Annotated in this window: 14 protein-coding genes; 13 read left to right on the forward strand and 1 reads right to left on the reverse strand. The window is 44.8% G+C overall.

Annotated elements, in window-relative coordinates:
- From ACKI5G_RS09690 to ACKI5G_RS09735, 10 genes are all read left to right on the forward strand, one after another.
- Positions 1-920: DUF3375 family protein (locus ACKI5G_RS09690; protein WP_407399875.1), on the forward strand; the 920-nt coding region annotated here is incomplete at its 5' end.
- 3 nt (positions 921-923) lie between these two features.
- Positions 924-1,538 carry a DUF4194 domain-containing protein gene (locus ACKI5G_RS09695; RefSeq protein ID WP_407399877.1) on the forward strand — a complete coding sequence of 205 codons (615 nt, stop codon included), beginning with the start codon at positions 924-926 and terminating at the stop codon, positions 1,536-1,538.
- Between the two features lie 170 nt (positions 1,539-1,708).
- On the forward strand, positions 1,709-2,242 hold the full coding sequence (locus tag ACKI5G_RS09700) for a DUF6803 family protein (protein ID WP_407399879.1): 534 nt from the start codon (positions 1,709-1,711) through the stop codon (positions 2,240-2,242).
- A gap of 72 nt (positions 2,243-2,314) precedes the next feature.
- Positions 2,315-3,016, forward strand: coding sequence for a response regulator (locus tag ACKI5G_RS09705; protein ID WP_407399881.1), 702 nt, complete (start codon positions 2,315-2,317; stop codon positions 3,014-3,016).
- Positions 3,009-4,109: a sensor histidine kinase gene (locus ACKI5G_RS09710; RefSeq protein WP_407399883.1), complete on the forward strand. Its 1,101-nt coding sequence runs from the start codon at positions 3,009-3,011 to the stop codon at positions 4,107-4,109. The genes ACKI5G_RS09705 and ACKI5G_RS09710 overlap by 8 nt, the downstream gene beginning before the upstream one ends.
- A gap of 261 nt (positions 4,110-4,370) precedes the next feature.
- Positions 4,371-5,327: an NAD(P)-dependent oxidoreductase gene (locus ACKI5G_RS09715; RefSeq protein WP_407399885.1), complete on the forward strand. Its 957-nt coding sequence runs from the start codon at positions 4,371-4,373 to the stop codon at positions 5,325-5,327.
- 62 nt (positions 5,328-5,389) lie between these two features.
- Entirely contained in the window at positions 5,390-5,671 is a 282-nt protein-coding gene (locus tag ACKI5G_RS09720) for a hypothetical protein (RefSeq protein ID WP_407399887.1), read from the forward strand.
- 152 nt (positions 5,672-5,823) lie between these two features.
- A complete protein-coding gene (locus tag ACKI5G_RS09725) occupies positions 5,824-6,267 on the forward strand; it encodes a GatB/YqeY domain-containing protein (RefSeq protein ID WP_027396981.1) in 444 nt (147 codons plus the stop codon).
- A gap of 12 nt (positions 6,268-6,279) precedes the next feature.
- Complete coding sequence (gene fliB / locus ACKI5G_RS09730) at positions 6,280-7,137, forward strand: flagellin lysine-N-methylase (RefSeq protein ID WP_407399889.1); 858 nt, start codon at positions 6,280-6,282, stop codon at positions 7,135-7,137.
- 172 nt (positions 7,138-7,309) lie between these two features.
- Positions 7,310-7,888, forward strand: coding sequence for a hypothetical protein (locus ACKI5G_RS09735; RefSeq protein WP_407399891.1), 579 nt, complete (start codon positions 7,310-7,312; stop codon positions 7,886-7,888).
- 203 nt (positions 7,889-8,091) lie between these two features.
- Here the strand turns inward: ACKI5G_RS09735 and ACKI5G_RS09740 are convergent, their stop codons facing one another.
- Positions 8,092-8,988: a LysR family transcriptional regulator gene (locus ACKI5G_RS09740; protein WP_407399893.1), complete on the reverse strand. Its 897-nt coding sequence runs from the start codon at positions 8,986-8,988 to the stop codon at positions 8,092-8,094.
- A 127-nt stretch (positions 8,989-9,115) separates the two neighbouring features.
- Here ACKI5G_RS09740 and ACKI5G_RS09745 point away from each other — a divergent pair, with 127 nt between their 5' ends.
- The 3 genes from ACKI5G_RS09745 to ACKI5G_RS09755 form a co-directional block, all read left to right on the forward strand.
- A complete protein-coding gene (locus tag ACKI5G_RS09745) occupies positions 9,116-10,315 on the forward strand; it encodes an MFS transporter (RefSeq protein ID WP_407399895.1) in 1,200 nt (399 codons plus the stop codon).
- A 75-nt stretch (positions 10,316-10,390) separates the two neighbouring features.
- On the forward strand, positions 10,391-11,047 hold the full coding sequence (locus tag ACKI5G_RS09750; RefSeq protein ID WP_407399897.1) for an aldo/keto reductase: 657 nt from the start codon (positions 10,391-10,393) through the stop codon (positions 11,045-11,047).
- Positions 11,034-11,615 (forward strand): SDR family NAD(P)-dependent oxidoreductase (locus ACKI5G_RS09755; protein ID WP_407399898.1); only part of this gene is annotated, 582 nt, incomplete at its 3' end. The genes ACKI5G_RS09750 and ACKI5G_RS09755, both read left to right, overlap by 14 nt.

Raw genomic sequence — 11,615 nt, forward strand, 5'->3', positions numbered from 1 at the left:
ATGATGTTCAAATAAAGGACCGATATATTCATGCCGCCGAAACCGCCAGAAGCATACTGGCTGATTTCCGCGAGGTAGAGGAAAATTTTCGCCAGCTGGAACGTAGTCTTATGGAGCAGATAGTTACCTGGAAAAAGGGCAAGGGAGAGCTTTTGGAAAAGTTTTTCCAGGACAGGGATTATATACAGCACTCAGAGCAGGGCAGAAGCTTTGGGGCTTTTTGGGACTATTTGATGAACCAGTCTTCCAGGGAAGAATTGGATGAGGCCTTGGGAAGAATATTGAAAATTCAGGGCATTGAACAGGTGGAAAAGCAGTATGATATGCGTCATATCCGCCGTCAGTGGTCCGAAGCTGCCAGACAGGTTATGGATACAGTCAGCAACTTGTCACGCCAGATACGTCAATATGTGGACGAGGGATATCTGGAGCAGGAGCGGTATATTTATGAGCTCATCAAACAGGTGGAGGATAAGGCGATTTCCATAAAAGACAATATTCCGAGAGATGCTGAATTTGCCAAAATGGATCAGTCGGCCCCGTACTTTGATTTTATTATGGACAGGCCACTATTTGTGCCACCCAAAAAGCCTGTTATTGAAAGCAGTGCCATTGAAAAGGGAAGTCATCAGGGCTCTGTGGAGGCACTTTTCAAACAGGTATATGTGGACAGAAAGGTGCTGGAGGAAAATATCATTGATGTCATGGGGGACAAGGAAAAGGTTTCCTTAAGCGAGATATTGGAAAAGCACCCGCTTACCAAGGGCCTGACAGAGCTTCTTAATTATCTGGTAATTGCCAGCAGTGACAGCCGCAGCTTTGTGGATGGTGAGCGTCAGCTTCTGGATATGGAAAATGTAAATGCCGTGGATATTCAGGTGGATATGGATAAGATTATTTTTTATAAAAGTGAGGGGTAAGGAATGGAAGATACGTTGACTGAAGAAAAGGATATGGACTATTCCCGGGCCCTGATTACAATTTTAAAGGGAGTGGTGGATAAGCGCACCCAGCCGTATATATGGAATATCATTAAGGATAATCAGCCCCGCATGGAGGAATATGTGGCCCGGATTGGCTTACTTCTTTATGTGGATGATAATGCTGGTTATGCCTATGTGAAGCAAAATGATGATGATAATCTACCACGGTTGGTGCCACGTCATCAGCTAAGCTATGGCCTTAGTATATTATTGGTACAGCTTCGTAAATGCTTGGGAGATTTTGATGCCTCCAATGGTGACAGTATTTTGGTGCTTTCATTTGAGGATATAAAGCTGAGATTGAAGCCCTTTTATCCAGCCGCCACCAATGAAGCTAAGTTTGATAATGAGGTTAACCGACATATCAAAAAGGCTGTGGAAATGGGCTTTTTGTCAGAGATCTACGGTCAGGCGGATACCTATGAGGTTAGGGAGCTCATACGGAGCTTTGTAACCGCTGACTGGCTTCAGAAGTTTAATGAGCGGTTGCAGGATTATATCGATTATGGGGCAAAGGATAGTGATCAGTCCGATGATGATGTCTTAATAGGTTAAAAAAATACCTGCTTTTATAGCTGTGGATAGTTTCGGGTATTCATTTTGTCGTTTAAAGAATTGCTGCTATATTAATCTTCACAGTTTCTTCATATTCCCTCCATATCATCTGCACATTTGCTTGCTACAATAAATCTGCAAGCAAAATTAAGTTTTAAGGAGTGTAGATTATGACAAATTATATGGAGCTTTTAATGACGAATCAGCCATGGAATTTAATATTATTCATGGTTATACCAGTTGGGTTGGCGGAATTTTTGGTGGCAACGGAATTTTATACGCTGTATCTAAAGGATACAGGTGAAAATTCATGGAAAACGATTAATACATGGTTGGGTAAAATAACTGGCATTTATTTTACCGGTGTATTCATCTATCTGCTCACAAACGTGGTTCCACATATTGAATGGCGTGGTTGGGTTGATGTGGTAGCTGTAGGTGCATATCTGTGCGGTATAGTCCCTCTGCTTGGCATTACCTTATTGGAGTTTGGTATAATTAAAAGAAATGCTTCATTAAAGGAGCGCACCAAATCTCATTTTATACTGTTGATTGGCTTTTTGATTGTCAGCCATGTGGCGATGATTTTCGGTATGGTTGATCCTACTATTAACGATTTGAAGCCAGTGGCACAGCAGGAAATGCCTATGCATTCTCATGACCATTCCAATGGCTCTGGTCATGGAAGCCATTCCCACGAATAAATTTACCCCAAATACCCAACAGCAGCTTGCCGTTGGGTATTTTCCCTTTATGAAAGAGAAAGGCGGTTTATTGTGAATTCGTACTCAATTCTTATTGTCGATGATGATAGTAAACTCATTGAGCTACTCTCAGAATATTTTGCCACGGAAAACTTCCAGGTTTATACTGCTATGAGTGGTCCAAGTGCATTAATGGAAGTGACTGAGCATCAGCCGGATATCATTTTGTTGGATATTATGCTGCCTGGAATGGATGGATATGAGGTATGTCGGCGAATACGTGAAAACAGCTCGGTGCCAATTATAATGTTGACGGCATTGGATGCAGAAGCTGACCAGCTAAGTGGGCTGGAAATCGGGGCTGATGATTATATTACTAAGCCCTTTAGTACCCGCGAGCTGGTAGCCAGGGTGCGGGCTTTATTACGCCGTGCCTATGGTTCATTATCAACAGTTCATTCTTCTCTGCTGGAAATCGGTGATTTATCCTTGGATATGGCTCAACATATCGTAAAGCGCAATGGACAGATTATTGACCTTACGCCTATAGAATTTAGCTTGCTGGAAAGCTTCATGAAGCATCCACATCAGGCATTTAATCGTCTTCAGTTAATGGAAAACAGTCATGGCTTTGCCTTTGATGGCTATGAACGGACCATTGATGCTCATATCAAGAACTTACGGCGAAAAATAGAACCTGATCCCAAAAAGCCATGTTATATTTTAACGATTTATGGTATCGGTTATAAGATGGGAGATGGAGTCAATGCCTAATATGCATAGTTTGCGATATCGTATCATGGGAATGACCTTTCTGCTGATTATATTAACCACCTTTGGGATTGTGCAGCTTGCCAATTGGCAGATGGAAACCCTGTTTCAGGAATATTTGGCTCTGCAACCTGGAATCGCTGAATCATCACAAACCTTGGGGGCTTCCGAGCAAAGCTTTCTTCATTCTGTACATCATTCCCTGCTTTGGTTTGGCCTGTTATTTGCCTTTATCGGATTGGTAGTTAGCTTTTTATGGTCTAGGGGGATTACAACGCCACTTTACGAGCTTAGTAGGGCTGCTGATCGTATTCGTCAGGGTAATCTTCATCAGCAGGTTGATATTTCGTCCAGTGATGAGGTGGGGCAGCTGGGGATGGTTTTTAATCAGATGTCGGAGCGTCTGGCAAATAATGAGCAACTGCGGCGGGAGTTTTTGGCTAATATGGCCCATGAGCTACGTACACCCTTGGCCATATTACACAGTCATTTGGAAAATATGCTGGAAGGTATTTCGCCTGCCTCACCGGAAAAATTATTTTCCATGCAGGAGGAGGTTATGCGTCTTACCAGGCTGGTCTGCGATTTACGGGATCTTTCATTGGCTGAAGTTCGTCAGTTAGATTTACACAAAAATGAAACGAATTTAAATCTTCTTTTGCGTCGGGCAACGGATATGCTCACTCCACTATTAGAGGAAAAACAGTTGTGCTTTGACTTAGAGTTAGATGAAAATTTAACTAGTCTGTGGTTGGATGCAGACCGGATGAATCAGGTGTTTTATAACCTGATTTCCAATGCTATACGCTATACTTATCCTAATACCACAATTCATATTAAAACGTATCAGGATGAAAGAAATGTATTTGTTGAAATAGCCGATGAGGGACCGGGGATAGCTCCTACTGATTTGCCGTATATTTTTGATCATTTTTATCGTGGCGAAAAATCACGAAGTCGGTTGGGTGGCGGCTCAGGTATCGGGTTGGCATTAGCCAAACAGTTTGTAGAAATCCATGATGGCTCTATAAAGGCAGAAAATCTACCTGATAATGGAACTGTAATGGTCATAAAACTACCTGTTATGGACAATTAGGTGGGTAGTGATTTGTCGGGGCAGTAGAATATGTAAGTTAAATAATCCTAGCAGGGTGTTAAGCTTTGCTAGGATTTTTGCGTTATTGTGAAGTTGCGATGAATAATTATTAGCCAAATAGCAAAAAATAAAAAATATCTAATTGAGAGGAGTCCCTTTCACATGTTAATATAATATTGAAAGCTATTTCAATTAATAATATTTGTGAGAGTTGAACAATATTGAATTAAAAGAAAAAGACGGAAAAGGAAGGGAAAGGCTATGATGAATCAAAAAGTAGTAGTTTTAAATGCTGGAAAAATGAATTATGACGGCAAGCTGGATTTTTCTGCACTGTCTCCTGATGTAACTGCCTTTGACGATAGTAACCAGGAGGAAATCATTGATAGGATCCAAGATGCCTGCGTCGTGGTAACAAAAGAATTGCCTGTGACCTCCGAAATGATAAGAAGCTTTCCTGACAGCGTTAAGCTGATTTGTGAAGCGGGAACTGGTTACAATAACATTGCACTGGATGCTGCCAGAGAACGTGGAATCAAGGTATGCAACGTTCCGGCATATAGTTCGCACAGGGTGGCGCATACTGCTGTCATGTTGATGTTGAATCTTGCGTCCACGATGCAGACACAGATTAAAATGCTTGACAAAGGAGATAAAAGCAACTTTACTGATTATCTTAAAGTTCCTCATATAGAGCTGAATGGCAAAACTATTGGTGTGGTTGGAACAGGAAACATAGGGCGTCAAGTCATTCGTATTGCTCAGGCAATGGATATGAAGGTTCTCTGCAGTGCCAGAAGACATCATCAGGATGAGGACAACATGAAATTTGTGTCATTGGACGAGCTTCTTAAGTCCAGTGATTTCATTACCCTTCATTGCCCGTTGACACCTGAAACTCATCACATGATTAATGAAAAGACTCTTGCTATGATGAAGAGCTCCGCTTTTCTGATAAATACCTCAAGAGGAGCTTTAATAGATGAATGTGCGCTGATTAAGGCACTGCAGAATCATCAAATTGCTGGTGCTGGCCTTGATGTACAGGAGATCGAGCCTCCTGCTGATGACAATCCTCTGTTTACGTTAGATAATGTTATTATCACGCCGCATATGGGCTGGAAGGGCATGGAGACCCGACAGCGCCTGGTTGGGGTATTAGCGAATAATGTCCGTGGATTCTTTGCCGGAAATCCAGTGAATATTGTGTCTGATTAATGTTTTGAAAACATCGATTTTTATTAAATTGTTTAATTGTATCAGGTGTGGGAGGGATGGATATGTTTAATTGGCGAAAAACCGTGGTATATCGTTCAAGGGATAAGGATGATTGGGTGAAAGCCAGAAATCTGTTGGAGTCAAACGGAATAGAATATACACCCTTTGAGTCTGAGGAAGCACCAATTGCTGGATGCTGTAGTAATCTAAATCCGGGAAATATATGGGGGACGAAAAAACAGTATATTTTCCGTATCGAAGTACCAAGTAAGTATAAGGAACAGGCAACTACGATATTGGAGGGTAATGTACTTCCTATGAAAGCGTGCGGATTTCAGCTGTGATTGTTTTCATATCTACGGAGCGTATTAAAACAGTATTACCTGGCAGTTCTCATTAAAAAAGGAAGTGCTGAATACTAAAATATTGATTTTAAAGACTTTAATCGCTATATTTATATGTGGTTAAAGTCTTTAATTTTTTGGAGGTGCATAATATGTCACTTAAAGAACAGTTGGCAAATGATATGAAGGAAGCAATGAAGGCCAAGGAAAAGGAGCGCTTGGCAGTTATTCGCATGGTTAGAGGGGCCATTAAGCAGCAGGAAATTGACAACAAGGTAGAGCTGGACGATGATGCTGTAATAGCCGTTATTAGCAAGGAAGTTAAGATGCGTAAGGACTCCATCGCAGATTTCGAAAAGGGCGGACGGGCTGATTTGGTAGCCCAGAATGAAGCCGAGATTGCTTTTCTGATGCCATATTTGCCACAGCAGTTATCTGAGGATGAGGTACGTGCCTTGGTGAAAGAGGCTGTGGAGCAGACTGGTGCTTCATCACCAAAGGATATGGGCAAGGTAATGGGGGCACTTATGCCAAAGGTTAAAGGCCGTGCTGATGGAAAGATGGTCAATACATTAGTGAAGGAAGCCCTGAATTAAGCAGGTGATGGGATGAATACAGTTTATCCGTCATTTTATAAGGATTTTTCCTGTATAGCCAGTGATTGCAGCCATTCCTGCTGTAAGGGCTGGGAGATAGATATAGACAATGCCACGGCGGAAAAATATCTGAAAATTGAAGGAAGTCTGGGGGATGAACTACGGGCTAATATATCCAGCGCAAATGGTGTGTATTCCTTTGGACTTGCAAAAAATGGGGCTTGCCCATTTTTACAGGAGGATGGCCTCTGTAAGCTGATTTTGTCAGCAGGCGAGGAAATTCTTTGCGAGATATGCACCAATCATCCCCGTTTCTATACAGTCCTCAATGATTATGAGCTGGCGGGGGTAGGTCTTAGCTGTGAGGTTTCCTGTGGGTTGCTTTTGCAGGCTGGTTCATTGGAATTTATCATTGAGGGTAAAGGTGGCAAGCTGGGCTTCTCTGAGCTTTTGGACTTGTTGGGTATAGATATGGAAAGGGAGCAGCAGTCATTTCGTCCGGGGCTTTCCCAGCAGGATGCTCTGGAGGTTCTGGAAATAATGGGAGCTACTGAGCCCATTGATGATAAGTGGCGGGAAGATATTGCTGCATATCAGCAATATGTCCGGGAAAATCCCAAGTTTCTTGAGGATTATAGAAGGATAATGCCACAACAGACTTTTCAGAATATATATCAATATATAATGTACCGTCAGCTGGAAAAGCTCAGTAATTACAGCCTGGATGATTTGCTGATTTATACAGATATATCCACGGAATATATTTTTATAGTAGCTGCCATTACGGGTGATTTGCCTGAAGCCATACGCCGCTGGTCAGAGCAGATAGAATACTGCCCGGAAAATGTGGCGATGCTCTTGAAAATGTAGTTTCATCCGATATTAACGGGTAAAAAAATCAGGCCAGTTACTCATAGCTTTTGGGGTATTTGGCCTGTTTTATGTTTGTTAAGTAAAATATATTGGATTTATGATGTTTACATGTAATATTGATTCATTTTTAGAAAATGAGCTGTTGAAAATAAGGGACCATTTCTATAAAATGATGGCGAATTTTCCCAATGATTCTTTTGAAAAAATGCTGAGGGAGCGCAAGGAATGGCTGCCACCTGTATATATTTCAGACGAAGTGATAGTTATTCCTAAAGGGAATGGCCCCTTTGATAAGCAGTTGGGAAAATCCATTAAAAAGGGCTACAGTGTATTCATATACCATGAGGCAGTGAAGGAATATTGCTGCACATTTCATTTGGAGAATGAATATAAAAGTGTTTTTAGCATGGTGCTTGCCCATGAATTTTTTCATTCCCTGCACCGAATATGGGATGAAAGGGCCTTTTTGCAGGATGCCAGCCCCAGAACGGGAATATCTATGGAAAGAAAGCACCAGCTGACGGAGTCATTGGCAGATTATTTTGCATATTCATGGATGAAAAGCCATGCCGATAAGAGCTATATCGCAGTGGCCAAGCACAGAAAAGACCTGTGGTTGGAATACACACCCGCCAACTGGCCCTACAGTGCCGCCATGGTATATTTGAACGACCATAAGAAGTTTTTTGAAATATTGGAGTTACTCAAATCGAATCCCGCTACGGCATATAGGAAATTAATTAGTTAATTAATGGGTATAGCGGGGAAAAATGCCAAACGCCTCATGTCACCGAGGAGGAAATCAAAGCGGCCTTCGTCACGGCATTCAATCGGCTGGTGACGGAGTTCGATGAGCGGCTGTGGGGCGCGATGGTGGACTATGTGACGGTGGGCGCGGATGGTGGCATGACCGTGGTGTTCCGGGATGGGATGCGTGTGGTGATATGAGCTCTATGCCTGCTTTAGCAAATATTCATTTATCGTATCCACAAACATCCTCATCGCATCAGACGGTTCTTTTGCGTAAAGGATTCCGTAAGGCATTTCGTAATTCCAGCGAACAGGAAGGGTAATGAGCGAGGGGTGGAGCTTTTCCCAGATATCAAGGGTCTCCATCAGGTAGCCTTGCTGTTCGCAGAGATTGAAGGACGAGATGTCATAATAGCCGTCGATATCTACAGGCTGGATGGACGAATGATGACTTAAAATATCGTCGCGCAGTTCGTCCAGCACATATGACTCCCCACGTTTCAAGAGCATAAGGGATTCACCCTCCAAATCCTCCCAGCGGAGGATTTTCTTTTTTGCCATTTTGTGCTTGCGGGACATGGCAACACAAACCTTGCAGGAGCCAAAAGGCTGGAAATTGTAATTCATGAAAATGGCCGTGGAACCGCAGGGGGAAACAAAGCAGTCAATGGTATCTCCCAGGGAGTTAAGCATTTCGCTCAGTCCGTGGGAGCCGTCATGGAAAGAAATGACGCTGAACTGTACATCATACTTTCCATCGATGCTCTCCCATAGCTCCACTAGCGGAGTGGCAGGGCGCATCATGGATGTGCCGATGCGGATTGTCTGGGCTTTCAGACCGCCTAGCTCTCTCGCTTTGCGGATGGCATCCTCCGACTGGCGCAGGAGTTTTTTTGCGTTTGCCTTGAATGACCTGCCGGCCTCGGTCAAAATCACCCCTTGGCTGGTACGCTCAAAGAGAGGCACGCCGATATGAGCTTCTAGTGCGTTTATTTGGTTCATCACCGATACCTTGGTGATGTAAAGGTGATGAGCGGCAGCCGAAAAGCTGCCGCTTTCCGCTGTTTGCAGAAAGGTCTTGATATATGGCTGGAGCATGGCAGCTACCTCCATGGTGTTAAGTATTTCTTAACGCCATGTTAACATATTGGTATCTTCCTTGTCAAAGAAAAGGCGTGTATGATAGGCACATAAGCTGATGACATAGTGATTGGAGGTAAGGCTTTTGGACAGAAGCAATGTAAGAATTTCTACGGGGATGGCGATCATGTTCTCCGTGGCAGCAGGCCTTGCCGTCGGGAATCTGTATTGGGCGCAGCCGCTTCTTTCCGCGATTGCCGGGGATTTTGGTACATCCACTTCTCAGGGAGGGTATTTGGTGACAGCTACCCAGCTTGGCTATGCCTTGGGAATTTTGCTGATTGTACCGCTGGGAGATGTCCTGGAGCGGCGCAAGTTGCTGTCAGTCGTCATGGTACTTACAATAGTGGCTTTGCTGGCGTGCGCTTTTGCGCCTTCCTTCGGGGCCTTGTGCATAGCCTTGGGAGCACTGGGGCTTGTCACCGTGTCCGGGCAGATTATCCTGCCCCTGGTGGGAGACTTGGCAGACGCATCCATGCGGGGGCGCATGGTGGGAATTGTGACTTCCGGCATTACTTCGGGAATCCTTTTTTCAAGGCTCCTCAGCGGGCTAGTTGCAGACCTTTGGGACTGGCGCGTCATATATCTTATGGCGGCAGCGCTGAATTTTGTGATGTTTGCCGTGATTCGTCTTTATTTGCCCGAGGTTCCGGCCCAGGGGAAAATTTCTTACGGGAGGCTCCTTTTCGGTGTGTTTACTGCCGTGAAACGCTACCCGGAGATGAGGTCCATCCTGCTGAAACAGGGCATGATTTTCGGTATAGCCTTCAATTTATTCTGGACGGCCCTGACCTTCCTGCTGTCTGCCGCTCCCTTTTCCTACAGTACATTCCAGATCGGTCTGGTGAGTCTGGCAGGGCTGACCGGAGCTATCGCCGGGACACGTTTGGGGTCGTTGCAGGACAAGGGGCTGGGGCGCATTGGCTTGGCTGTCTTTATCGGCATGAGTGCCGTCAGTATGGGGCTGTCCTCCATCTTTGCGACCTCGGTACTGGCGATTCTCCTGGTTGCCGCCGTCTTTTCTCTGGCGGTGCAAGGCGTGGGCATACTCTGCCAGTCGCAAATCTTCGCCTTGTCCGATTCGGAACGGAGCCGTCTGAATACAGCTTTTGTGGTGAGCAACTTTCTGTTTTGCGCAATCGGAAGCAGTCTTGCCACGCTTCTGTGGAATCTCGGCAGATGGAGCACGGTCATGGCAGGGGCGGTAGCCACTTCCCTGGTTGCGCTTGCCATACATTTTTTAGCGGGAAATAAGTGGAAGAATCAGAGGGAGGTACAGGAATGAAACTTTTGAAAATCTCGAAATTCATCGGATTGGTTGCAATTTCCATGCTGGGGCTTGCGGGGTGCGGCCTGGGAGGTGAGTCGGCTGCAAAAGAAAATGCAACGAAAGTATCGTTCCGGTGTACCTCGCGAGGAAATTTTTATCACTACGAAACTTTGGACACCCGATTACGAAGATGCAGAGCACTCCATAGACCTTTGTCTGGAGCGGTTGGGAACTACCTATATAGATTTGTTGCTATTGCATTATCCGGCAGCGAATGACGAAAAAGCTTACCAAGCGATGGAAAGGGCGGTAAAAGCTGGCAAGGTACGCTCCATCGGGCTTTCCAATTTCTTTCGGGAGGATTTTGACCGCATCTTAAAAATGGCTGAAATTCCCCCGGCAGTTGACCAAATTGAAACCCATCTTCATCATCAGAATGTGGAACTCAAAAAGTATCTTGACAGTTGCGGCACAGTCCTTGAATCTTGGTTCCCTTTGGGCGGGCGGGGACAAACAGAGATGATGTTCAATGAGCCTGTGGTACAAAAACTCGCCAAGGAGCACGGCAAAAGTCCGGCACAGATAATTCTGCGTTGGCATCTGCAAGCAGGTCATGTGGTTATGCCGGGTTCAACGAATGCGGCGCACATCAAAGAGAATTATGAAATCTTTGATTTTTCCTTGACAGAAGATGAAATGCAGGAACTGTCCCGCTTGGAGCGCAATGCTCTATATGGCGGATATTAAGGAAATAGAGAAAGGTGAGATGGAAATGAAAAAGACGATTTTTGTAATTGGCGCTGGCAAAGGCTTGGGAAATGGCGTAGCGGAAAAATTCGCCGCCGAAGGCTTCCATGTCGTATTGATGGCCAGAAGCGAAAGCAGTTTGCAGGAATATGCGTCGGATTTTGCCGCAAAGGGTTATGAAGTACATACGGAAGCTGCCGATGTTACGGACTTTGCAGTCTTTGCTGATACCTTCCGCAAGGTGATAGCGGCCTACGGTGTCCCGGATGTTCTTTTCTACAATGTGGGCATCACTGCGCCGGACGATAAGGAAATGTTAAACGCCGATACCATGATGGAGCATTACCGGGCAGATGTGGCGGGAGCATATAACGCTATCAAGCTGGCAGTCACAGAGGAATTTGCAGCAAAGAAAGGAGCAATCCTCGTGACAGGCGGCGGTCTTGCCCTCCAGCCCTATATCGACTATCTGCCCCTTTCCATGGACAAGGCGGCGCTTCGCGCCATGGTGCAGGCGCTCGTCCCTGTTCTGAAAGAAAAGGGGATTTATATCCGCACGGTGCAGGTG

It is taken from the genome of Anaerovibrio sp. (assembly GCF_045637405.1).
Classification (GTDB): domain Bacteria; phylum Bacillota; class Negativicutes; order Selenomonadales; family Selenomonadaceae; genus Anaerovibrio.